Source organism: Alkalimarinus coralli (assembly GCF_023650515.1).
Lineage (GTDB): Bacteria > Pseudomonadota > Gammaproteobacteria > Pseudomonadales > Oleiphilaceae > Alkalimarinus > Alkalimarinus coralli.
In genome coordinates, this window is record NZ_CP096016.1 from 1,923,975 (window position 1) to 1,947,885 (window position 23,911).

Here is a 23,911-nt window from a genome sequence, read left to right on the forward strand (position 1 = left end):
ATCCCCAAATAAAATCTATACGGTTATGCCGTCAATTTCCGCAATCGTATGCATATCTTTATCTCCACGTCCAGACAGGTTCACGATAATAACTTCTTCTTTATCCATCTGTTTGGCAAGTTTCATTGCATACGCAATCGCATGGCTTGACTCCAAAGCTGGAATAATGCCCTCGGCTCTGGTCAGCGTTCTAAATGCATCAAGCGCCTCATCATCTGTCACTGCTACATACTCTGCACGCCCTTCATCTTTCAACCAACTATGTTCGGGGCCAACCCCAGGGTAGTCCAACCCGGCTGAGACAGAGTGAGTCGCACTAATCTGGCCATTATCGTCAGACATTAAGTAGGTACGGTTACCATGCAACACTCCGGGCTCACCCGCACACAAGGGGGCTGCATGCTCTCCGGTTTCAAGCCCATGTCCTGCGGCTTCAACACCGTACATTTTTACCCCTTCATCTCCCACAAATGGGTAAAATAGGCCAATTGCGTTTGAACCTCCCCCTACACATGCAACCAACGCATCTGGAAGTCTGCCCTCTTTGTCCAAGCACTGCTGTTTCGCCTCTTTACCGATAACGGTCTGAAAGTCCCTGACTAACATAGGGTAAGGGTGAGGGCCAGCCACCGTGCCAATAATATAGAATGTATCATCGACATTCGTTACCCAGTCACGCATTGCTTCATTCATCGCATCTTTTAGCGTGCGAGTTCCACTCTCAACGGGGACAACTGTAGCCCCCAAGAGCTTCATTCTATATACATTCTGGGCCTGACGCTGAACATCCTCTGCACCCATAAACACTGTGCACTCAAGCCCAAGACGGGCTGCAACTGTCGCCGTTGCCACGCCATGTTGACCTGCACCTGTTTCCGCAATAATCCTCGGCTTACCCAGATGTTTAGCGAGTAACGCCTGACCTATTGTGTTATTTACCTTATGAGCTCCGGTATGATTCAAATCTTCACGCTTAAGATAGATCTTCGCGCCACCGACCTTATTAGTAAGCCTTTCTGCAAAATATAAAGGCGATGGGCGGCCAACATAATCAGCCAGATCGCGATAGAACTCTTCCTGAAACCTGGGGTCATTCTTTAGCGTATTGTATTGCTCTTCTAATTGAAGAAGAGAAGGCATAAGTGTCTCTGATACAAACCGACCGCCAAACTCTCCAAAATGCCCGCTCGCATCAGGTATTTTCTGAAGCATATCATCAGTATATTTTGTCGGCACTTGCCACCTCTTTCATAAATTGATAAATCTTGTCATGATCTTTGATCCCTTTGCTGCTTTCAACGCCGCCGCTAATATCAACAGAAAAGGGCCTCACAGCAGAAATCGCTTCTGCCACATTTTCGGAGGTTAGGCCTCCTGCCAAAATAATTTTAGATCTATATTCACTTGGAATCAGCGACCAGTCAAACAGGCTTCCGGTTCCTCCAGGTACCCCTGGAACATAACTGTCAATCAACACGCCAATAGCCCTTGCATGAGCATCTATTTCACTGAGAATGCTCTCTCTACTTTTAGCTCGTATCGCTTTTATATACGGGAGGTTAAAAGACTCACAGTAAACAGAGTTTTCGTTACCATGGAACTGCAAGAGGTCTATATTAACGCGCTCTAAAACATCAGTAACCACATCACGGTCAGCGTCAACAAACAAACCGACCTTTGTAACAAATGGGGGGAGCTTGCCACAAATCTCAGCGGCACGTTCAATGCTAACATACCTGGGACTCTTCTCGTAAAAAACAAAACCCAGTGCGTCAGCCCCCATTCCCGCTGCAGCCAAGCCATCTTCTTCCCTTGTAATACCGCAAATTTTTACTCGTGTTCGAATCATACTCTATTCCGCAACAGAACTATTGCCAACACCCATAACAGTGAATAAGGTTATTATACGACCCTAAGCCGTTTTTAGTGAGTCAACTGCCTACATAATAAGGCTTAAGTAAAGAAGGACCCGGTTCCGAAGAAGGGATATGCCCCCCATCATAACCCACACCCACAAAATAAAGACCATAGGGAGGCGCAGTAACGCCCCCGGCCGCACGGTCTTTCTCGTGCAATACCTCCTCTGCCCATCCCTCATGATGTTTCCCACAGCCTATCGCCATTAATACGCCTGAGATGTTTCTCACCATATGATGAAGAAATGCGTTAGCCTGGATATCCAAGATTACAAAATCACCAAATCGCTGCACATTTAGGAACTCAATGGTACGAACAGGTGACTTTGCCTGACACCCAGCCGCCCTATAAGATGAAAAGTCATGTTCCCCGACAAGGCTCTTCGCAGCTGTAGCCATACGCCCTTCATCCAATGGGCGATAGTTCCAAGTGACCGTCTCATTAAAGAGCGCGGGCCTGATTGGGCTATTATATATGACATAACGATAGCGCCTGTTAAGCGCAGAGAAACGAGCATGAAATGAGTCAGGCACATTACCAACCCAGTGAACAGATATATCCCCAGGCAGGTTCGCATTTGCTCCCATAATCCAGGAACGAAATGATCGAGTAGCTATGGTATCAAAGTGAATAACCTGATGAGATGCGTGAACACCTGCATCAGTCCTACCCGCACATATTACATCTACCGGGCTGTTTGCAACTTTGGATAGTGCAGCCTCTAAATGCTGCTGAACAGTAGGATGACCCGACTTCTGTGACTGCCACCCGTGATAACGACTGCCATTATACTCAAGTACTAACGCAACACGCCCAGAGCCAATTAAGGTTCCGGGCGTGTTAGATTCGACTAAACTCATTAAATTGATCTACACCATAGCATTGCAGGTTTTACTAAGTGGTATAGATTACCGATTTTGAAATATTAGTCCAACGTTTTAAGAAGATCTTGAGCCTCCTTCTTCTGCTCGTCACTTCCCTCTAGCGCAACTTCTTCCAAAATATCCTTCGCGCCATCGCTATCACCCATATCAATATAGGCTCTTGCCAAGTCAAGCTTGGTGGCAGCCTCATCAGTGCCCGCTAGAAAATCAAAATCTTCATCTTCTGTGAGGTCTGACTCAAAACCTTCGCCAGAATCTGCTTTTTCATCAGCCGCAATTGGCTCTTCAGCTATGTCAAGCACACTATCGTCAACCTCAATCTCTTGTGGTGTCTCAACATCACTTGAAGTGCTTTCATCTAAAGTACTCTCATCTAAAATACTTTCATCTAAAATACTTTCATCTACAGTACTGTCATCGATATCCAACTCAGATGCTAATACATCAGTTTCTTGCAACGGAGCGTCTTCTTCACCCTCAATTGCCAAGGTGTCAGCTATATCTTCCAAGTCTTCAACGACAGTTGAATCAACGTCCAAAAGCGTACTATCAAGATCAGTTTCATCTACCGCGTCGGCTTCTTCAACCGAGTCCACTGATAACTCGTCCGACTCAGTAGTACTGTCACCTGCCTCAAAGTTAACATCTAGCTCAGAGTCAATTTTATCCAACTCTAAATCGAGATCATCAAGATTCAGCGCATCGTCTAAATCTCCTCCTTCTAACGCTAACTCATCACTTTTTTCCTCAGGCTGAACTTCACTTGAACCTTCAATATCCAAGTCAATCTCATCCAACTCACTATCAATATCAGCCAGTTCCTGATCAAGCGACAAGTCTGGTGATTCAGTCAGCTCAGTTTCATCAAGGTCGATATCCAACCCTTCTTCACTAATATCCACCCCTTCTTCGCTGATATCCAAGTCAAGGTCTTCACTGAGTAAGCTATCTTCTGCTGAAAGGCTTCCATCTTTAGACTCAAAATCTAAATCCAGATCAAGATCATCTACCTCAGCCGCCACGTCATCCTTGGCAGGCTCTTCAATACTGATATCATCAAGCTCTAAATCCAATGGAGCAGTATCTGCTTCAGAAAGTGTTTCATCTGCCTCCAAATCTAACTCATTAATATCAAAGTCAATATCAAGGTCATCCTCCGCCAATTCAGAATCAGCACCCGCACCATCGATGGAAAGCTCACTCTCGAGTTCACTCAGATCTGAATCTACGTCAAGCACTTCGTCAGACACTTCTTCAACTTTTGTGGGCTCATATTCAATCACGCCCATGTCATCTTTTGAGTCTTCAGGCTCACTTTCTACATCGCCTGATAAAAGCTGGCTTTCCAAGTCGTCGATTGACACGATATCTTCAGCGTCAGGTAATCTGCTCTTAATCTCTGTTGCCTGCTCGATCGCATAATCATCGTTTAATGCGTTAATTTCATTAAATTGCTTATCAAAAGACTCAAGTTCATTCGACTCAGCATAAACTTCCAGCAACTTAAGGCGGATATCTGTTCTTTGTGGTTCTGATGATATCGCCGTCTCTAACAACTGTGCAGCCTGATCCAAACGGCCATATGCGATATAAATGTCTGCTTCTGCAATAACATCTTCAGTTTCAGGCTGAGCAGGTGCTTCGGCTTCATCAACAGCCGTCTCACTTCCATCTTCAGGCAAGATTTCATCTTCATCTGCAGGTTCTTCTACATCAAAAATATCACCTGGCTCTTCTCCCAACTCATTTCTAGTCTCGAAGAATTCTTGCTCCCTTTGTGCATTCCTGCGAGAGAGCAGCCAAACAATCAATAACAGTAGAATCACCAGCCCTGCAGCTATCGCCTGATATAGTGGGTTTTTCAGAACCATATCAACCACAGACTGCAACGTCATTTCTTTTTGTACTGGCTCTTCTTTAACCGGTACTGGCGCTGCTTTAGGCTTAACAGCAGGTGTTTCCACTTTTGCTGCGGGGGCGTCTTTGCTCGGTTCTAACTCGCTAGAGCTTAACTGATCATCGACTTTAGCCTCTTCGCTTGCTACCTCAGAATCAACCACCTCAGAATCAACCACCTCTTCGTCTTTCTCAGATGACTCTACAGCCTCGATTTCTGAAGCAGGTTCAACCTCAGCAGAAGGCTCTGCTTCATCTGCTGTGGCTAACTTTTCATCCTGGCTTTCACCCGCCAACCCTTCAGTCTCTTCTATTTGCTCTTTGCCCATTTGAGTCTGAAGATTAGCCAGCTGATCATCTTTCAGGGTCAGCAACCGCTGTAGCGTTTCCAGCTGTTCCTCAAGATCTTTAACACGACTATTAAGTTCTTCCTTTTCCAGGCTTGCTTGATCAAGCTTCTCAAGCGTAACGGCTAAATCGTTTTTAAGTGCTTCTGCGCTACCTTCAATGGCCGACTCTCCAGCATGCGCCCCCGACTGGTTATCAGCAGCGCTGCTTTTTTCTGCAACCACCAACTTAAGCTCATCACCTGTGCTTACTTCAGGAGCAGCCGAAGGTGTTTCAACCTTTGGTGTGGCATCAACAACATTCTTACCTAACGTGCGCGCTTCAAAGTCTCGATTCTGGGCAATAACACCTCTCACTGCATCTCTTTTTGAACGCTGCCTAATCTCGTTAATGCCAGGAAGTCGGAGAACTTGTCCTTTTTTAAGACTGTTAATGTTGTTATTTATAAAAGAATCAGGATTTAAATCCTGGATGGCCAACATTGTTTGCTGAGGCGTGACTGAACTATCAGGACGAACCTTTAGAGCGATAGCCCACATGGTATCGCTGTTGGTGGTCGGCCCATAGGTTCCACCACCCTGCTGACTGACACTGCTGAACTCAGGCTGCGAAGCGATGCTTTCAGTGACATTCTGCGATGAAGGCGACGACTCAATCACTTCAATTTCAGGCAGTTGATTGGTTGGGGTGGCCGTAGATGTAACCTGTCGAACCGGGGCAAGTGGTTCTTCTCCATATATTGGAGGGTCTATTAGCAGTGCATATTCTCTTAGAAGTCGGCCACTTGGCCATATTACTTCAACAAGAAAGTTAAGAAATGGTTCACGCACCGGTTTAGTCGTAGTCAACTCTACAACCATTTTTCCGTTTTCGTTGCGCTGAACCTCAAACCTGACATCAGAAAGGAAATATATTCTCTCCACGCCAGCATTCAAAAACTCTTCTCTTGACGCTAGACCGGGAAGTATTTCATTTTCTTCCAAGTCTCGAACATTAACCAATTCAATTTCAGCTTTGAGCGGTTGATTAAGGGTTGACTCTACTGAAGCCTCTCCCAGTCCTAAAGCCTGAACAACACCAGCACCTAAAACACCCGCTAGTGATAGAGCAACCGCAAGCTTGCGCATCATCTCTTCTTTCCTTTCTTGTTATACACTTTGCACTAAGTTTAAGAGCATTCAAACCATGAGCACTTTAATGTTAGATCATCAAATGAACTTTCAGGTTTAAAAAACTATTCCAGACAGTTGCTTTTATTCAATAATTTATGATTCGACACAACTAGGTAACAAGTATTGTTTATAAACGGTGATTTTTCAATAATTCTTTGTGTTTCTAATTGTTACCTGTGAGCTTGGGACAGCAGAATTAACCAGATTGACCGGTAATGAACGCGGCATTGCGTAAATCAGTCAACTGGCGTCAAGGCCATAAAATCAAAGCGAAGCTTGAAAAACACAATAGCGATGGGAATGAGGGGGAACAAAGAAGATAAGTGAAGTGTTAACCAAAGAGTGAAAGCCTCCACTCCTTGGTTATAAGACGATGAAATCAGTCGCGATTAAGAATGATTCTCAACATTCTTCTTAGGGGTTCAGCAGCCCCCCAAAGCAGTTGGTCACCGACAGTAAAGGCGGAAATATACTCAGGCCCCATATTGAGCTTTCTTATCCTCCCAACGGGTACGCTAAGTGTTCCTGTGACTTTTGCAGGCGTCAACTCATTAACCGTTGCCTCTTTGTCATTAGGAATTACCTTAACCCAGTCATTTGAAGCTGCCAAGATAGCTTCTATTTCGGATACTGGGAGATCCTTTTTAAGCTTAATAGTCATCGCCTGACTATGGCATCGCATTGCGCCTATGCGAACACAAAGCCCGTCAACCGGGATTGGAGCTGAAGATAAGCCTAGAATTTTGTTGGTCTCTGCTTCTGCTTTCCACTCCTCTCTGCTCTGACCGTTATCTAACTGAGAGTCAATCCATGGAATCAAGCTTCCACCTAACGCAACACCGAAGTTTTCTGTCGGCAGAGCGTCTGATCGTATGGTTTCTGCTACGGTTTTATCAATTTGTAAAATTGCAGAAGCCGGGTCATCAAGCAAGTCTGCCACAGACGAATGTATAGCGCCCATCTGGCTGATCAACTCTCGCATATGGCGTGCACCACCGCCAGAAGCCGCTTGATAAGTCATAGGACTTACCCACTCGACTAAGTCTTTTTCAAATAAACCACCTAAAGCCATCAACATCAGGCTTACTGTGCAGTTGCCACCGACGTAGGTTTTTACGCCTTGTTCAAGCGCCTTATCGATCACATTACTGTTTACCGGATCCAGAACAATGACTGCATCTTCATCCATTCGAAGCGACGACGCAGCATCAATCCAGTAACCTTGCCACCCGGACTCTCTTAATGAAGGATAGACAGATTTGGTATAGTCTCCGCCCTGGCAAGTAATAATAACGTCCATTTCCTTCAGAGCATCAATACTATTTGCATCCTGAAGCACAGACGTATTACTCCCTACCTCGGGAGCAGCCTGGCCCGCTTGGGATGTTGAGAAAAATACCGGATCAACTAAGTCAAAATCACTTTCTTCTCGCATTCTTTGCATCAGCACGGAACCGACCATGCCTCGCCAACCGACTAAACCTACTTTTTTCATGATAAATCTCAGTACCACATTTGAATTTTTTGCAATCGCGTGCCTTACGCTATCAAGATTAGGGCCTCACATCAATGACACAAGGCCTTTACCTGGAAATTTATTGAACTAATGTGCTTAAAGCACTAATTACTGCATCGCCCATATCAGACGTGCTCACTTTAGTTGTTCCTTCTGAATAGATATCTGCCGTTCTGAGCCCTTGATCAAGCACGTTGCTAACCGCTTTTTCAATCAACTCAGCCGCCTTGTTTTCAGCCAGGCTGTACCGCAACATCATCGCCACCGACAGAATCGTTGCCAAAGGGTTTGCAATACCCTGCCCCGCAATATCAGGCGCGGAACCATGACACGGCTCATACATTCCTTTACCTTCTTCATCAAGAGAGGCAGAAGGCAGCATCCCGATTGAACCGGTTAACATCGCGGCGGCGTCAGACAATATATCTCCAAACATGTTGCCCGTTACTACTACGTCAAACTGCTTGGGTGCACGCACTAATTGCATTGCAGCGTTGTCGACATACATATGACTCAACTCTACGTCAGGATATTCTTTTGCAAGATCATCCATAATTTCACGCCATAGTACAGTTACCTCAAGCACATTAGCTTTATCAACAGAACATAGCTTGCCGCCACGCTTTTGTGCCGCTTCAAATGCAACACGCCCTATCCTTTTGATTTCACTCTCATTGTATACGTAGGTGTTGTAGCCTTCGCGGTCACCGTTTTCAAGCACGCGAATACCTCTAGGCTGACCGAAATATATACCTCCTGTTAACTCTCGAACAATCAGGATATCCAGCCCTGAGACAACATCTTGCTTTAGCGTAGATGCCTCAGCTAGCTGAGGGTATAAAATTGCCGGACGCAAATTGCCAAACAGCTTTAGATTTGAGCGCAAGCCCAACAGCCCCTTTTCAGGCCTGATAGCCATATCCAACTCATCCCACTTTGGCCCTCCAACGGCACCAAGCAGGATAGCATCTGCGGCTTTGGCTTTTTCTAGCGTTACATCAGGCAAAGGCACACCAAATTCGTCAATAGCAGAGCCCCCCACTAAAGCTTTATCAATGGTGAGCCCCATTTCTAACGAGTCATTCAACAGATGCAGAACTTTTTCGGCTTCTGATACGATTTCAGGACCAATACCATCACCTGGCAATAACAATACATTTCTATTCATTTCTATACCTTAAAAACTAAATACTTAAAAAATATTCTGTGTAAGCAAAACCTAGCGGTTACAGCGACTATTCTATGATTCATAACAGGCTTATGAATCAAACAGGCAAAAGCTTAACCTATTGCATCAAACAACCAAGGTGACTCTTCCCTGCTTTTTCCTTCAAATGCTTTGATAGCCTCAGCATCTTCTAACGTTACGCCAATATCGTCCAACCCATTAATTAAGCAATGCTTTCTGAATGCATCCACGTCGAAAGAAATTGCATTGCCTTTAGGTGTTGTAATAACTTGTTTTTCCAGATCAATCGTAAGCTGGTACCCTTCGTTGTCGAATAGCTCTTCAAACAGTTGGTCAACAACTGATTCATCCAATGTAACGGGAAGGATGCCATTTTTGAAACAGTTATTATAAAAAATATCAGCAAAGCTAGGCGCTATAATGCAGCGAAAGCCATAATCCTCAAGCGCCCACGGTGCATGCTCTCTGCTGGAACCACAACCAAAATTCTGTCTCGCCAGCAGTATCGTTGAATTTTTATAACGCTCCTGATTTAGCACAAACTCTTTATTCAACGGACGGCCTTCACAATCTTGATCAGGCTGACCTTCATCCAAATAGCGAAGCTCATCGAATAAGTTTTTGCCAAAACCTGTTCGCTTTATAGATTTCAAAAACTGTTTCGGAATAATCATGTCGGTGTCGACATTGGCACGATCCAATGGAGCAACAACACCGGTAACCTGGGTAAACTTTTTCATCTTCTAATCCTCTCTCGATTCTCGGTGTTGCTATCAGCTCAAGTATTCTCTGACATCGACAAAATGCCCGGCTATAGCTGCTGCAGCAGCCATGGCTGGGCTTACCAGATGAGTTCGCCCTCCAAAGCCTTGTCGTCCTTCGAAGTTCCTGTTTGAAGTAGATGCACAGTGCTCACCCTGGCCCAATTTATCAGCATTCATCGCAAGACACATTGAACAGCCTGGCTCTCTCCATTCAAGACCTGCATCCTTAAAGATAACGTCCAGGCCTTCCTCTTCTGCTTGCTTTTTAATCAAGCCAGAGCCAGGAACAACCAGTGCCTGCGTGAGTGATTCTGCAACTTTTCGCCCCTTAACAACCTTGGCTGCCACTCTCAAATCTTCAATTCGAGAATTAGTACAGGAGCCAATAAATACTCTATCGAGTTTGATGCTGGTAATAGGAGCGCCTGCTTCCAGCCCCATATATTCCAGCGCTCTATTAATGCCTTCTTTTTGAACAGCGTCATCATGATCATCAGGGTCTGGAACATTATCATCTATGGCAACAACCATTTCGGGTGATGTTCCCCATGTTACCTGAGGCTTAATGTCAGCCGCATTTAGTTCGACCACTTTGTCGAATACGGCATCGTCATCACTTTTTAGATCCGACCAAGCCTCTACAGCCTTCTCCCAGTCGTCCCCTTTTGGCGCGTATGTACGACCTTTAACATAGTCGATAGTCGTGCTGTCTACAGCGATCATCCCAACCCGGGCACCGGCTTCGATGGCCATATTGCAAACCGTCATGCGGCCATCCATGGATAACGCACGAATAGCCTCTCCACCAAACTCAACAGCGTAGCCCGTACCTCCAGCTGTGCCTATTTTACCGATCACTGCCAACACAATATCCTTGCCGGAAATACCTTCCCCGACCTGGCCATTGACTTTAACCAGCATATTTTTCATTTTCTTCTGAATCAGGCACTGGGTTGCCAACACATGTTCAACTTCAGAGGTCCCTATACCATGGGCTAAAGCGCCAAATGCACCATGGGTAGAGGTGTGTGAATCGCCACAGACAACTGTCATTCCGGGTAGCGTTGCACCTTGCTCTGGACCAACAACATGAACGATACCCTGTCGCTCATCCAGCATCTTAAACTCTGTAATACCAAATTCATCACAATTATCATCCAAGGTTTTAACCTGGATACGAGAGACAGGGTCTACGATACCTTCTACACCGCTAGAACGCTCTGTGGTCGGCACGTTATGGTCTGGCGTTGCCAGGTTTGCATCGATTCTCCATGGTTTACGGCCTGCCAACCTCAAACCTTCGAAAGCCTGGGGCGACGTCACTTCATGGAGTAACTGCCTGTCAATATAAATCAACGCTGAGCCATCCTCGCGCTGCTTTACCATGTGGGCATCCCACAACTTATCATAAAGGGTTTTTCCTGCCATGATGACCTCTCCAACTCCAGATATATTTTAAGCATCAAGAAAACAACCACACTTGAGCCTTATGTTTGATTGAATTTTAATCCTCATGCTACGATAAAACAAATTCATATTTTTCATAACCAGCATAACCAAATAGAATACCAGAATTCGCTTACCGCTATTTGTGTAGTAAAGGAAAAGATTGTATGGGTATTGTATGGATATAGATTCGCTAAACGCATTTATAAGCATTGTTGAAACGGGCTCCTTTTCAAAGGCTGCTGATGCAATCTCAGTAACCCAACCTGCTATCAGCAAGAGAATCCGAACCCTTGAGGAGGTTTTAAACTGTAAACTCTTCGAACGGGGGCAAAGAGACATTCAGTTAACCAAAGAGGGCGAAGAGCTACTACCTAGAGCAACGTCAATTCTTAGAGAGGTTCAGAATGCCAAACAGTCAATTTTAAATATTTCATCCGACATTTCCGGCCAGCTAACCGTGGTCGCCAGCCACCATATTGGCCTGCACCGGCTTCCGTTTGTTATCAAACCATTCTTACAGAAATACCCCGATGTCGATCTGAAACTTCTATTTATGGAGTCAGAAAATGCATTTGAGGCGCTCGACCACAATCATGCAGATATTGGCTTCATAACGGTAACGCCTGGCGCTTACCCAAATTACGTAGAGCACGTGATCTGGAATGACCCAATGAGCATTGTCTGCGCGCCCGACCACGAGCTGGCAACAAGTCAAAGCACTTCTATAGAAAAGCTCTCTAAAGCAAGTGCCATCCTTCCATCCAAGACAACATTAACCTATCAAATCATTGAGAAACTGTTTGCCAGCCAGCAGCTCAAACTCAACGCGGCCATTCCAACCAATTATCTCGAGACAATAAAAATGATGGTGTCTGTCGGGCTTGGCTGGAGCGTACTACCCAATACGATGATTGATGAACATCTCGCCATTTTATCGACTCCTGAATATAGCCCTTCCAGAAAACTAGGCGCCGTAACACACAAACGAAAAACAGTAAGCAACGCTGCAAAAGCGCTGATAGAGCAAGCTGAGAAGGTATGGGGCAACGAAGGCTAGAACGAAAAAAGTCGCTTGCTGATAGCAAGCGACTTTTTGAAAGGTGGTGCGTGTATAAACCGCAACTAGTTTTTAATTGCATCTGCAATGCGAAGCTTCACATAAGAACCTGGCGCATCTTCGATAACAGTTAATTCCCGATCACCGGGTGTACGAGGCTCTACCTGTTCCCCCACATGTTGCTCTGACCAGGTTTTCCAATCATTCCACCAAGAGCCCTTGTTCTTAGTTGCACTGTTTAACCACATATCCGGCTCAGCTGGGCATTCATTGTTTGTCCAGTAGCCATACTTCTCTTGAGCGGGTGGATTAACCACGCCAGCAATGTGTCCAGACCCCGAGAGCACGAACTTAACGTCACCAGAGTGCAGCAAAGCGCCTTTATAAGTACTTTTCCACTTAGCAATATGGTCTTGAATGGTCGAAAGAAAGTAAGCGGGTGTCTTAATCTTGCTTATGTCAATTTTCACCCCATCAAGCTCAATTCCGCCAGGTTTAACAAGGTTATTCTCAAGGTACATGTTTCGCAGATAATAACCGTGCATTTTTGCAGGCAAGTTGGTGCCATCTGAGTTCCAGTACAAGAGGTCAAATGGCGCGGGTTTTTCTCCTTTTAGGTAGTTATTAATAATAAACGACCAAAAAAGATCATTTTCTCTTAGCATATTAAAACTAAACGCCATTGCGCGCCCATCATAATAGCCGACTTTATCCAACCGCTTTTCTATACTGCTGATGGAGTTATCATTAATAAAGACACCGATTCCGCCTGGGTCAGAAAAGTCTATAAGCGTTGTAAGGTAAGTGGCAGACTTAATCCGCTTCTTTCGCTTGGACGTCAGCCAGGCGAGCGTGCTGGCTAATAGAGTACCACCCACACAATAGCCGATTGCATTAACCTCTTTTTCGCCGGTTGCTTTCTCTATTGCATCAAGCGCATCCAGTGGCCCCCGCTTCATATAATCTTCAAAGCCTGTATCCCTTAACGCAGGCCCTGGATTAACCCAAGAGATGACAAAGACGGTATTACCCTGATCAACCAGCCACTTAATGAGCGAGTTTTTTTCTTTCAGATCAAGAATATAGTATTTATTAATCCACGGTGGAATGATTAACAACGGAACCTTATTGACCTTTTCGGTTGTTGGCAGGTACTGAATAAGCTGCATCATTTCATTTTGATACACGACCTTTCCTGGCGTCGTCGCAACATTTTTCCCAACCGAGAAGGCAGAAAAGTCTGTCATTGAGACATTTAGCAATCCAGGGTTTTTCTTATAGTCATCCAAAAACTGCTTAAACCCATCTAGCAGGTTTATCCCGCCTGAAGAGATGGTTTTTTTCAGAACCTCTGGGTTCGTTAAAGGGAAGTTGCTAGGCGACAAAGCATTCACTATTTGCCGGGAGTAGAACATAAACTGGTCATGGGTGTGAGTATTTGAATCTTCGAGTGAGTCAACTAATTCCATTACCGCTTTTGAATTTAACAAGTAGGCCTGCTTTATATAGTCAAACACCATATTGTCAGACCAGTCTTCACTCCCGAACCGATGATCTCCTTTATCTGGCATTACGATAGGGTCAGCCATTTTACCTACCAACCTATTCGCCGTAGCACCAATCAACTTTGCATGATTTTTAACCAGCTCGACTTCCGTATGAGCCAAACGAAAAGGGTGTAACGTAAGCTGCTCCGCCATATCTCTGAAGGAGCCAACCATATCAAACAGTGTGTTTATCTGTGAGTCATCAATAGAAGGGTTTTTCTGTAGGAATTCCTCAAGTGCCTTGCGATATTGACCGGTGACGTTATCAAAACTTGAGAATATCTTCTTAACCGCATTTTTTGCTATATTACTTTCTGTGTCACTCATACACCCTCCTGGTGGTATTCTGCTTGTTATTTAAAGAGAGTCTTTAAAAAGCTATCTAGATGCGCTGAAACTAGTGGTTTAATCCAATCAACTTAAAAGTACATGGATATTAACGAGTTAACCACCAGATAAGCAGTAGCACCCTTTAAGAAAAAAGAAGGGTGCTGAATGGTTTTAACTATCAGTTATGCTTTCGTTTCTTCTGCCTCAGCCTTATCTTCAGCACCCTCTTTTGGTGCCTTTGCCTGAGCAACAATCTCTTCTACCTGTGCTTTAAAGTCCATACCCATTTCACCAAGCGCCTTCATATCTTCAACAATTTTCTGGCTAAGCTCACTTGCGATTTCGCTCTGGTTTGAACCAAAGTCCTTCAGACTGTCGATATCACGAATTTCAGTTACCTGCTTCCACTGCTTCATCGCAAGCTCAGCGTATGACTTTACAGCCCCTAACTGAAACTCAGCAACTTTCTCAATATTCGAAACCATCAAGGCGTTAATTTTTCCCATAGGCTCATAAAAAGAAGTCGCTTGAGTCGTCAAATTTTCTATCAAATTGTCAGTCATAACATCCACCTGTATGTTTTAATTGTTGTGTCCCCTAGGAATGAGTGCTGGTCAGCTACCTCAAACCGCCATTCTATCTACTAGCAGCAAATGCGGGTACTAGCAATAAAGACAACTGCTATCTCTAAATACTACTTACCTTTTACTACACATTTATTACACCACCAGACACAAACATATTACTTGACAGGCGTCAAACATGCTATTAGTCGAAAAAATTCTTTCATGGGAAATACCAACCAACGCTCAGTCAACGATTATTCTGACTATGAATAAAACCGGCAAAAGCAATCAAAAGGGCAACCCCGGACGCAATAGCGGCCGCATTAAACGCGGTTGAGCTACCGTACTCGGTTACAATGATACCACTCAGTATTGCACCTAGCGCTCCACCAGCGCCAAAACTGACGCTGCTGTATATCGCCTGCCCTTGCCCCTGGTTGTCCGCAGGAAAATATTGATGCACGAATTGGATCGCAACCGCGTGCATTGCACCAAAGGATGCGGCGTGCAGGCATTGAGCCAGCACCAAAAAAACTAACGAGTTAGAGATGCTTCCCACCAGGAGCCACCTAATTGTTGTCAACAGCAGCGATGCAATAACAATACTCCTAAGGCTGAACGCTTTTAACAAATGATGCATGACGATAAACAGCAACACCTCTGCTATTACACCTATCGCCCATAAAATACCGATTGTTGCTCGACCATACCCCAGGTCTTCCATATAAATACTGTAAAATGTGTAATATGGGCCGTGAGACAGCTGCAGTAAAAAGTTAATTAACAGGAAGGCTATAATTAAAGGCGACTTAAGCGCCTCAATGAAACGGGCTCTTGAACGCTGACCGCCGTGATCTGGCTGCTCAAAACTAAAAAGACTACTCGCCCCGATAAGCGCAATGATGACCAGCAAAAAGCCTGGCAGATTCGAAATAGCAATATGATCAAAGGCTGCGCCCAGTAAAACAACCGACGCAACAAACCCCAGTGAACCCCACAACCTCACCCGGCTATAACGCTCTCGTCTGTCGCCTAATGAGTGTAGTGTTATGACTTCAAATTGAGGCAGAATCGCATTCCAGAAAAAACTGAACAGTGCCATTACTGACACATACCACCAAAATCCTTTGTCAATATAGAATGCCAGAAAGAATATAAACGTTAATAGAGCGCCATAGCGAACAAGTTCCAACCGCTTACCATAATGGTCACCAACCCAACCCCAAATGTTGGGCGCGACCACTTTTGTAACCATTAGGACTGACGTTATTTGAGCAATTTCAATTGAACTGAAGCCTGCATCTTCGAGGTACAAGCCCCAATAAGGGGCTAGCCCACCTAAAAGTGCAAAGTAGAAAAAATAAAATGAAGAGAGTTTGAGGTAGAGCTTCATATCACCTGAGTCATGAATATACCGCTCTACTCATCAAGGTCACCGCAACGTCCCCTATGCCATCAACTATTCCGGGGACGCTGGAACAACGGGGGTTAGCGGGTTAACATCTGCATTTTGAGCGCGATTGCGCATAAAGTGATCCATTACCACCAATGCCATCATTGCTTCTGCAATAGGGGTGGCCCGGATTCCCACACAAGGGTCATGCCGACCATGTGTCGATACTTCTATTGGGTTTCCTTGTACATCAATGCTTTTTCCGGGGAGGTGTAAGCTAGACGTAGGTTTTAACGCGATGCTGGCAACGATGTCTTGTCCGGTGCTAATGCCTCCGAGAATTCCTCCTGCATGATTAGACAGAAAACCGTCGGGAGTGATTTCATCGCGGTGTTCAGTTCCTTTTTGCGCGACGGACTCAAAGCCTGCGCCAATCTCGATACCTTTGACTGCATTAATGCTCATTAATGCATGTGCAAGCTCTGCATCGAGCCGGTCAAAAATAGGCTCTCCCAGACCCGGAGGAACATTACTGGCCACGACAACAATCTTGGCTCCGACAGAGTTCCCTTCTTTGTTTAGCGCCTTCATATAAGATTCCATTTCCGGAACCTTGTCCACATCAGGGCAAAAGAACGGGTTGTTTCTCACCTCATCCCAATCAACTTTATCTATCGTTATAGGGCCAAGCTGAGATAGGTATCCCTTAACGTCTATACCTAAGCGTTCTTTAAGGTATTTTTTGGCTATTCCACCCGCCGCAACTCTCATTGCCGTTTCACGTGCAGAAGAGCGCCCTCCTCCACGATAGTCCCTCACTCCATACTTATGCATATAGCTATAGTCTGCATGGGCGGGCCTAAACGTATCTTTAATATTGGAATAGTCTTTCGAGCGTTGATCTGTATTTTCTATAACCAAACCGATAGGAGTGCCTGTTGTTTTACCTTCGAACACCCCGGAAAGAATCTTTACCTGATCCGCTTCGCGGCGTTGAGTTGTATAACGGGAGGTTCCCGGTTTTCTTCGATCCAGATCTCGCTGGAGATCCTCCTCAGATAACTCTAGCCCTGGCGGGCAGCCATCGACGATACAGCCTAATGCCAAACCATGACTCTCACCAAATGTGGTGACACTAAACAATTTGCCAAATGTATTACCAGACATAGTATTGATTCTTTCAGTAGTAATCTAAACCTGTTCCAGGCAGATATGATTAAAATTTAGGGTTGTAAAAGTTGCGCCTTATACTGATCGAGCTCTGCGGCACTCATAATAAAGACACCATGTCCGCCATGCTCAAACTCAATCCAAGTAAAGGGCACCTCGGGGTAAGCTGCTTCCAGCGCTTCCCAGCTATTTCCTGTTTCTACAATTAAAATACCATCATCCGTCAAGTGGCGTCTCGCCTCAGCCAGAATCCTGCGGACAATATCCAAACCGTCCTCGCCCGCAGCTAACCCCAGCCGGGGTTCATTACGAAACTCTTGAGGCATTTCAGATATATCTTTTGCATCTACATAAGGGGGGTTTGAAACGATTACTTGATATTTTTTGGTTACGTTTTCAAATACGTCAGATTGAATGCAGCTGACTCGCCCTGCCAGGCTGTGCTTTTCTATGTTGATCGCAGCAACCTCAAGCGCATCTTCTGAAAGGTCAACAAGGTCAACCCTTGCCTCTGGAAAGACCAAAGCTGAGGCGATACCAATACAGCCACTGCCGGTGCATAAATCAAGAATGTCTGTGACCGGGTCTGCCTTTAACCAGGGCTGAAAGCCGTTTTCGATCATTTCAGCAATGGGCGACCTTGGTACCAGAACTCGTTCATCAACATAAAATGGCAGCCCCATAAACCATGCTTCACCAACCAAATATGCGGCGGGCGTTCGATTTACGACTCTGCTTTTGATTCTTGATAAAATGAGCCGCCTTTCAGTAAGCGTTAGACCACTGTCCATAACAACATCAGACATATCCCAAGGCAAGTGCACAGTTTTTAGGACTAATTGAACAGCTTCATCCCAGGCGTTATCAGTACCATGGCCATAAAATACATCAGCTTGATTGAAGCAGGATATAGCATAGCGGATATAATCCCGAATGGTCGTTAATGCACCAACTACATCATCAGCAAACAACGCTTGAGTACCCTGGTGTTTCTTATCAGCGGTTTCGATAGCCGATGCTCCTGTAGTGCTACAATTGAATGACTGCGGGGATATATTTTCTACTGACATTTTCAACCTAGTTAGACATTCGTAAAACGGTGCATTATAGCGCTATTGGTTCTGTCTGTCCTCATAGCAATAGCAGCGCTTAGTGGCGCAAATCATCCTCATAGACAAACTCAGTTGTTTATTTATGATTATCAATATTTAAGCTAAACACTAGCAAATACTTTGATCGGCACCAATGGAAGCCTGTTCTTCATGGGCTACTAGCGCTCTCTCAGTGAGCTCACGCCCGAGCCGAATCAACTCCGGCGCTTTGTGGTAGTCAAATGTTTTACAAGCTTCTTTGGGAATATTAACCAATACATCAGGCGGGTAACCCGCCAGTTTATACTGAGTAAGCGCACTCTGCATTGCCTCAAATGACAGGTTCATAATATCCACCATACCAAACGGTAACCTGTGTGAGGCCTGAACTATTTCAAATTCACGCTGGGCTGTACCGATATCATTGCTCTGCTCCACTATTGTTTGCTCAGCTTCCGGCTCCTCCATTGAGGCCTGTTCGCTGTGTGCGTCCTTATCAAACAATGACGATGCCTTACTCTTTACCTTTTCCATCCACTGGTCGATTTTTGACTCTTCTTGAGGCGTGTATACATCACGAAGTTTAATATTCAGCCCATCCTCCCAACCGAGGTTTACGGCAACAATTAAGTCAGCATGGGATGATATCGTTGGAAAGATCGGTAATGGATTTAGCAACCCCCCATCAACCAGTAATCGCTCGCGCAAAATAACCGGGGCCATTAAGCTCGGTATCGCGACCGATGCCCTAATTGCCTGATGCAGAGGTCCTTCTTGAAACCAGATCTCCTTATGGGCCAACAAGTCTGTTGCAACTGCGGTATAGGGTATAGGGAGTTCTTCAATATTTATTTCGCCAATCAATTCCCGAACAAAGGCAAACACTCTATTGCCCCTGATAGCGCCTGGAGATGTTAACGAAAGGTCGACAAGTTTGAGTACATCAAGCTGATCCAGGCCGGTTGCCCAGTCTTTGAACTCTTTGAGTTTATTCGCTGCATATACGCCACCGACCATCGCGCCAACAGAACACCCCGCAATAGCAACAATGTCATAGCCGCGTTCCTGCAATATTTCAATCGCCCCGATATGGGCATACCCTCTCGCCCCACCGCTTCCGAGTACCAATGCAACAGTTTTACCATGTCCGTTCATAACTGGTTCACGCCCACTTACTTACAAATTGAGATCTATGCACGACTACTGTGCTTACAAATACAGCGTTAAAAAATGACTCAAAATGCTCATATATTACATATATACTGCGCTTTTTCGTCATTTTTTGCCTTGTCTTTGCTTCGCTCATAACGTCGTGCAAAGGTCTCAAAGTTCTTATTGCCTTACTTATCGAGCACGATAACTTCTATTCTATTCCCTGACCGCTCCCCCTGATTAACAGGAACCAAGGGGCCTACACCGACTACCGAGAGCTTATTTGAATCAACGCCTCTTTTTCTCAATAGAGCCGCCATTATCTCGGCAGCTTCTTGAGATCTCGCTATAGCATCCGCACTGCTGGAATATCCATCCATTAAGTGCCCTACGATATAGATCATTGAACTGGGCGTTGCTTCTGAAAGCTCAATAACCTTATTAATATCAGCCATATCCGGGGTAATCGTGACAACACCACTTAACTCATAACTAAAAACGAATATAGCGTTCTTTTTACCGAATACCCCTTGAACGATATCGGATGAGGCGGGCGATCTTAGCCTTAATGTTTCAACGTGTGTATAAACACGCCTGTTGCCTCTTTCTACCGCATATACACTCACCAGCCATTGCTCATCCCCACGCTGAACAGCAGCCGCTAAATAGAACTGAGAGGCATCCTCACCGTATAGTTTGGCATTGCCAAACACATCTTGCGCCCAGCTGGTACTTCTTCCACAGTCGCGGCTCGCACATTGATAGATCACAGAGCCGCCTAACTGTTTTAATTCAGAAAAGTAGTGGTTAAACGCCTGCTCGGTGGTGTGCCCATCATTTACACGGTAAGTCTCTTTCTGGCCTTTAACATCAACCCTGAGTTCTTTTTCAATTCGAAGCTGGTTATTTATTCGCTTCGGTGCCGAAACCAGAACCAAGTAGTCTTTGTCATCAACCGAGTCAGATGACACGAGCCGAGAGTGTGTATAAGGTTCAACGGAAAATGGCTCAGCCATGGCTGGTTGAAATAGTAGCGCGAACAGCATTCCAGCTACTGCAAGCTGTCTGTTAAGACTAATAAAAACATTCATTCCAAGCTTACTATTCGCTCCAGGTCTAACCTTTACCATAGCCAATTCCTTTTTTATTGCCTGAACCAGATAATGTGATTAACCAGGCAGTTAAAGATAACCAATTTAAACCTATAACCTAAAACTGCGCACCTAAGCTTTGTTTATAAAGTTGCTAACAATACGCGCTGTTTGAGCAACATCACCATCCAAGTGAAAATGATGATGTCCTGAAACCTCATGAGTTTCAATGTTTGACAAGTAAGAGAGCCTTAAGTTTTTGGTTTCATCCAGTGATACATACCCTTTGGATGCTGCGATCAGGCACACAGGGCACTCAATTCCGGCCATAAAGCCTTTTACTTGCAACTCCGTTAAGCGAACAAGTGAAGGTTCCCTTAGTCGAGCATCTGTTGACCAAACATAGCCGCCTTCTTTTCTAACCAGCCCCCTCTTCAATAACACCTCGGCAGCCGAACGTTTTATTTTGCCAAACCCGCCTAGCCTAGCCTCAACGGCTTCATCAAAGGTTGGATAGACCGTCGGAGGACGAGAGCTTGATAGACAAATCTTGCTTATAGCCTTCTTTAACTGTTCTGCTACAGCCTCCTCTTTATCCACCATGGGGCCAAACGAGTCCAACAGTATCAGCCGATGCACTAAACCGGGCACTGCGGCGGCAGTAAGCATTGCAATGATGCCCCCTAGCGAGTGTCCAAGCAGGCTGAGCTTAGTCAGGTTTAACGACTTTATAACACCTACAATATCTACAATATAGTCCATCAGGTGGTATATTTGGCCTTCTGGCCGGCGATCACTCAAACCATGCCCCGGCAGGTCTATCGCTAACAAACGAATAGTTGATAAATTCATTTCTTCAGCCAAGCACTCAAAGGATGCGGCATTATCCAGCCACCCATGAATAGCCAAAACCGTCTCCCCTTGAGGGTTTCCCCACTCAAGGGCCGCTAATGTCATACGGTCAGTCGTGATTGATACTTCAAGCGGTTTCATCATTTTTTTGTATCTAAATTCATAAAGCGCATAGAGGCTAAAGAGCTACTGGGTGCGTTTAAACAGGGCTCGATAATTTTGCGACGTAGCCTCTGCTATGTGCTCGATAGACACTCCTTTTAACTCTGCAATACAACGAGCGACTTCTGACACATACTTGGGTTCATTGGGCTTACCTCTATATGGCACCGGGGCTAGATAAGGTGAGTCTGTTTCGATCAAAATTCTGTCGAGTGGTACATTTTTAACAACAGATCGCAGCTCCTCGGCATTTTTAAACGTCACAATGCCTGAAAAAGAGATGAAATAGTTAAGATCCAGCGCTCTTTTCGCCATATCCCAATTTTCAGTAAAACAGTGGAGAACCCCACCAATGTTGATATCTCCTTCTTTTTTAATGATCGCCAACGTATCATCCCTTGCGTCTCGGGTATGAACAATCACTGGCTTCTTGCACGCTTTTGAAGCATGTAGATGTATTGCAAAACGCCCCTGCTGTTCTGCTTTACGCTCTTCTCCGTAATAATAGTCCAGCCCTGTCTCGCCAATAGCTACCACTTTGGGATGGTCTGCTAATGTAAGGAGCCTTTCTACCGTAGGCTCTTCTCCAACATCAGTGCCGGGGTGGACACCGACTGACGCAAACACGTTTTCATAACGCTCTGCTGCACCAATCACCTTATCAATATTTTCAAGGTCAATGGCCACACATAGCATCTCAGTAACACCCGCTTCGCCTGCTGCGTCTATGGCACCATCAAGGCCCGTGTCGTACTTATCGAGTTTTAAGCGATCAAGGTGACAGTGAGAGTCTACGAACATTTATTTCTCCACAAAAAAAGGCTAGTAACACCAGTCTACCAGCCTTCTAACAGTTTCTAAAATACACTACCTATTACTTACATCGTGTGGGTTGGCCTATCGGAGTTTAATGATCCGGCAAGGTATGTTTCTATCTTGTTCTTAGCCGTTTCATCTTCGCCATTAAACTGAACACCAATACCCGCAGCCCTGTTCCCTTGTGCGCCTTTTGGGGTCACCCAAATGACCTTACCCGCTACTGGTATTTTTTCCGGCTCATCCATAAGGTTTAGCAATAGAAAAACCTCATCCCCGAGGTTGTAGCTTTTTGAGGTGGGAATAAACAACCCACCGTTTTTGATAAAGGGCATATATGCCGCATAAAGCACTGCTTTATCTTTGATAGTTAGGGTCAATATACCGCTACGAGCACCAAAGCCAGGTGGCATTACACATTCTTCCTGTAGTTTTATTTTTGATATCTGTTCATTGTAGATAAATACAAAAAATAATCCAGACTCTTCAACAAGATACCTGCCTAAGCAGTTCGCTTCTGCATTAACTCCCCCCAACCTACCAACAGGTTTTCTATCAGTATCTGATTATTAGGGTTTGTTTTTCGTGCCAGTAAATCGCTGGATGTCTGCACCTTATCTAGCAACCCATAAAAGTGGCTGGTCGGATGCTTGCCCGCAAGATACTGAATCATTTTGAGCAGTTTTTCGTCTTTTACCAGCTTAGGGTTTTGCGTCATGGAATAACGTATAAGCTGCTGAACCCATGTAATATTCCACGCAAGCACGACCTGAAGTTCATACTTTTGCCACTTTGCAGCCACCGAAACAGCCGTTGATTCCCGCTTAAGCACCTTCGCAAGATCAGCTATCATCGTCTGCTTTTGCGCTACCGCCTCACTTGCTGACAGTTGATATGCCTTGATAGGACTGCCCGCCGAAAGCTCCAGCAAGTCTTCATGAATGGAGCTATCAGGAAGTGCTGACTTAAGCCACTCAAGCGACTGGTTATAATTTGGCAAAGGAAAATCGATTACCTGGCAACGCGACCGAATCGTCGCAAGCATTCTTCCCGGTTGATCAACAACCAATATGATAAGCGATTTTTGCGAGGGCTCCTCCAACGACTTTAACAGGGCGTTCGCTGCATTATGATTCATTGCCTCCGCCGGATGTATAATCGCGACCTTGTATCCCCCCTGCTGGCTCGACTTAGCAATGTACTCGTTCAGCTGGCGTATTTGATCTACCTTAACAACGGTCGACTTTTCCTCTGGCGAGAAATAACGTATATCTGGATGAGCCTCTGCGCTGATCAAAGTGCAGTTTTTACATTTACCACAGGGGGCCGGGCTTTGCTGGGGAGCACTGTTTTCAAACGGCTGTTCGCATAACACCAAACTTGCGAGCGAGTTTGCAAATCGAGTTTTACCGGTGCCTTCTGTACCACTAAGCATTAATGCATGGGGGAGCCTACCGCTAGCAAACACGGCACCAAGCTTAGCCCACTGAGAAGATTGCCACGGGTAAAAGTGCTCACTCGTATTTGTTAAAGTGCTGTCATCGCTCAC

At 45.2% G+C, this 23,911-nt stretch carries 20 protein-coding genes; 1 reads left to right on the top strand and 19 read right to left on the bottom strand.

All coding sequences use genetic code 11. From position 1 onward, the window contains the following. Positions 1–15 precede the first annotated feature (15 nt). The 8 genes from trpB to leuC all read right to left on the bottom strand — a co-directional run bounded on the left by trpB (position 16) and on the right by leuC (position 11,114). Positions 16–1,212, bottom strand: coding sequence for a tryptophan synthase subunit beta (gene trpB / locus MY523_RS08535; protein ID WP_250658796.1), 1,197 nt, complete (start codon positions 1,210–1,212; stop codon positions 16–18). Positions 1,213–1,216: 4 nt separating this feature from the next. Further along, the gene (locus MY523_RS08540) at positions 1,217–1,849 is read right to left on the bottom strand and encodes a phosphoribosylanthranilate isomerase (RefSeq protein ID WP_250658359.1); all 633 of its coding nucleotides are present in this window, start codon (positions 1,847–1,849) and stop codon (positions 1,217–1,219) included. Positions 1,850–1,931: 82 nt separating this feature from the next. Then, a complete protein-coding gene (truA, locus tag MY523_RS08545) occupies positions 1,932–2,777 on the bottom strand; it encodes a tRNA pseudouridine(38-40) synthase TruA (RefSeq protein ID WP_250658360.1) in 846 nt (281 codons plus the stop codon). Positions 2,778–2,842: 65 nt separating this feature from the next. Then, positions 2,843–6,175 carry a FimV/HubP family polar landmark protein gene (locus MY523_RS08550; RefSeq protein ID WP_250658361.1) on the bottom strand — a complete coding sequence of 1,111 codons (3,333 nt, stop codon included), beginning with the start codon at positions 6,173–6,175 and terminating at the stop codon, positions 2,843–2,845. A 421-nt stretch (positions 6,176–6,596) separates the two neighbouring features. Then, on the bottom strand, positions 6,597–7,712 hold the full coding sequence (asd, locus tag MY523_RS08555; RefSeq protein ID WP_250658362.1) for an aspartate-semialdehyde dehydrogenase: 1,116 nt from the start codon (positions 7,710–7,712) through the stop codon (positions 6,597–6,599). Positions 7,713–7,812: 100 nt separating this feature from the next. Continuing rightward, positions 7,813–8,901: a 3-isopropylmalate dehydrogenase gene (gene leuB / locus MY523_RS08560; RefSeq protein WP_250658363.1), complete on the bottom strand. Its 1,089-nt coding sequence runs from the start codon at positions 8,899–8,901 to the stop codon at positions 7,813–7,815. Between the two features lie 113 nt (positions 8,902–9,014). Beyond that, positions 9,015–9,662 carry a 3-isopropylmalate dehydratase small subunit gene (leuD, locus tag MY523_RS08565; RefSeq protein ID WP_250658364.1) on the bottom strand — a complete coding sequence of 216 codons (648 nt, stop codon included), beginning with the start codon at positions 9,660–9,662 and terminating at the stop codon, positions 9,015–9,017. 33 nt (positions 9,663–9,695) lie between these two features. Next, positions 9,696–11,114 carry a 3-isopropylmalate dehydratase large subunit gene (leuC, locus tag MY523_RS08570; RefSeq protein ID WP_250658365.1) on the bottom strand — a complete coding sequence of 473 codons (1,419 nt, stop codon included), beginning with the start codon at positions 11,112–11,114 and terminating at the stop codon, positions 9,696–9,698. A gap of 196 nt (positions 11,115–11,310) precedes the next feature. On the opposite strand from leuC, the gene MY523_RS08575 reads away from it, so the two are divergent. Continuing rightward, positions 11,311–12,192 (top strand): LysR family transcriptional regulator, encoded by an 882-nt coding sequence (locus tag MY523_RS08575; protein ID WP_250658366.1) that lies wholly within the window; start codon positions 11,311–11,313, stop codon positions 12,190–12,192. A 65-nt stretch (positions 12,193–12,257) separates the two neighbouring features. Here the strand turns inward: MY523_RS08575 and MY523_RS08580 are convergent, their stop codons facing one another. The 11 genes from MY523_RS08580 to MY523_RS08630 all read right to left on the bottom strand — a co-directional run bounded on the left by MY523_RS08580 (position 12,258) and on the right by MY523_RS08630 (position 23,911). After that, positions 12,258–14,066, bottom strand: a complete 1,809-nt coding sequence (locus MY523_RS08580; protein ID WP_250658367.1) for a PHA/PHB synthase family protein — start codon at positions 14,064–14,066, stop codon at positions 12,258–12,260. Between the two features lie 185 nt (positions 14,067–14,251). Further along, positions 14,252–14,632 (bottom strand): phasin family protein, encoded by a 381-nt coding sequence (locus MY523_RS08585; protein ID WP_250658368.1) that lies wholly within the window; start codon positions 14,630–14,632, stop codon positions 14,252–14,254. 250 nt (positions 14,633–14,882) lie between these two features. Further along, the gene (locus MY523_RS08590) at positions 14,883–16,028 is read right to left on the bottom strand and encodes an MFS transporter (RefSeq protein ID WP_250658369.1); all 1,146 of its coding nucleotides are present in this window, start codon (positions 16,026–16,028) and stop codon (positions 14,883–14,885) included. A 66-nt stretch (positions 16,029–16,094) separates the two neighbouring features. Next, the gene (gene aroC, locus MY523_RS08595) at positions 16,095–17,195 is read right to left on the bottom strand and encodes a chorismate synthase (protein WP_250658370.1); all 1,101 of its coding nucleotides are present in this window, start codon (positions 17,193–17,195) and stop codon (positions 16,095–16,097) included. Between the two features lie 56 nt (positions 17,196–17,251). Beyond that, a complete protein-coding gene (gene prmB / locus MY523_RS08600) occupies positions 17,252–18,268 on the bottom strand; it encodes a 50S ribosomal protein L3 N(5)-glutamine methyltransferase (protein ID WP_250658371.1) in 1,017 nt (338 codons plus the stop codon). A gap of 150 nt (positions 18,269–18,418) precedes the next feature. Beyond that, entirely contained in the window at positions 18,419–19,444 is a 1,026-nt protein-coding gene (locus tag MY523_RS08605; protein WP_250658372.1) for a patatin-like phospholipase family protein, read from the bottom strand. A gap of 185 nt (positions 19,445–19,629) precedes the next feature. After that, positions 19,630–20,571, bottom strand: a complete 942-nt coding sequence (locus MY523_RS08610; protein ID WP_250658373.1) for a DUF4892 domain-containing protein — start codon at positions 20,569–20,571, stop codon at positions 19,630–19,632. A 93-nt stretch (positions 20,572–20,664) separates the two neighbouring features. Next, entirely contained in the window at positions 20,665–21,528 is an 864-nt protein-coding gene (locus MY523_RS08615; protein ID WP_250658374.1) for an alpha/beta hydrolase, read from the bottom strand. 42 nt (positions 21,529–21,570) lie between these two features. Then, positions 21,571–22,347: a TatD family hydrolase gene (locus MY523_RS08620; RefSeq protein ID WP_250658375.1), complete on the bottom strand. Its 777-nt coding sequence runs from the start codon at positions 22,345–22,347 to the stop codon at positions 21,571–21,573. Positions 22,348–22,424: 77 nt separating this feature from the next. Further along, entirely contained in the window at positions 22,425–22,775 is a 351-nt protein-coding gene (locus tag MY523_RS08625; protein WP_250658376.1) for a PilZ domain-containing protein, read from the bottom strand. A gap of 89 nt (positions 22,776–22,864) precedes the next feature. Then, positions 22,865–23,911 (bottom strand): DNA polymerase III subunit delta', encoded by a 1,047-nt coding sequence (locus tag MY523_RS08630; RefSeq protein ID WP_250658377.1) that lies wholly within the window; start codon positions 23,909–23,911, stop codon positions 22,865–22,867.

Coding starts and splice junctions, on each gene's coding strand:
- trpB (WP_250658796.1), bottom strand. CDS start 1,212: ATGCTTCAGAAAATACCTGATGCGAGCGGGCATTTTGGAGAGTTTGGC.
- MY523_RS08540 (WP_250658359.1), bottom strand. CDS start 1,849: ATGATTCGAACACGAGTAAAAATTTGCGGTATTACAAGGGAAGAAGAT.
- truA (WP_250658360.1), bottom strand. CDS start 2,777: ATGAGTTTAGTCGAATCTAACACGCCCGGAACCTTAATTGGCTCTGGG.
- MY523_RS08550 (WP_250658361.1), bottom strand. CDS start 6,175: ATGATGCGCAAGCTTGCGGTTGCTCTATCACTAGCGGGTGTTTTAGGT.
- asd (WP_250658362.1), bottom strand. CDS start 7,712: ATGAAAAAAGTAGGTTTAGTCGGTTGGCGAGGCATGGTCGGTTCCGTG.
- leuB (WP_250658363.1), bottom strand. CDS start 8,901: ATGAATAGAAATGTATTGTTATTGCCAGGTGATGGTATTGGTCCTGAA.
- leuD (WP_250658364.1), bottom strand. CDS start 9,662: ATGAAAAAGTTTACCCAGGTTACCGGTGTTGTTGCTCCATTGGATCGT.
- leuC (WP_250658365.1), bottom strand. CDS start 11,114: ATGGCAGGAAAAACCCTTTATGATAAGTTGTGGGATGCCCACATGGTA.
- MY523_RS08575 (WP_250658366.1), top strand. CDS start 11,311: ATGGATATAGATTCGCTAAACGCATTTATAAGCATTGTTGAAACGGGC.
- MY523_RS08580 (WP_250658367.1), bottom strand. CDS start 14,066: ATGAGTGACACAGAAAGTAATATAGCAAAAAATGCGGTTAAGAAGATA.
- MY523_RS08585 (WP_250658368.1), bottom strand. CDS start 14,632: ATGACTGACAATTTGATAGAAAATTTGACGACTCAAGCGACTTCTTTT.
- MY523_RS08590 (WP_250658369.1), bottom strand. CDS start 16,028: ATGAAGCTCTACCTCAAACTCTCTTCATTTTATTTTTTCTACTTTGCA.
- aroC (WP_250658370.1), bottom strand. CDS start 17,195: ATGTCTGGTAATACATTTGGCAAATTGTTTAGTGTCACCACATTTGGT.
- prmB (WP_250658371.1), bottom strand. CDS start 18,268: ATGTCAGTAGAAAATATATCCCCGCAGTCATTCAATTGTAGCACTACA.
- MY523_RS08605 (WP_250658372.1), bottom strand. CDS start 19,444: ATGAACGGACATGGTAAAACTGTTGCATTGGTACTCGGAAGCGGTGGG.
- MY523_RS08610 (WP_250658373.1), bottom strand. CDS start 20,571: ATGGTAAAGGTTAGACCTGGAGCGAATAGTAAGCTTGGAATGAATGTT.
- MY523_RS08615 (WP_250658374.1), bottom strand. CDS start 21,528: ATGATGAAACCGCTTGAAGTATCAATCACGACTGACCGTATGACATTA.
- MY523_RS08620 (WP_250658375.1), bottom strand. CDS start 22,347: ATGTTCGTAGACTCTCACTGTCACCTTGATCGCTTAAAACTCGATAAG.
- MY523_RS08625 (WP_250658376.1), bottom strand. CDS start 22,775: ATGCCACCTGGCTTTGGTGCTCGTAGCGGTATATTGACCCTAACTATC.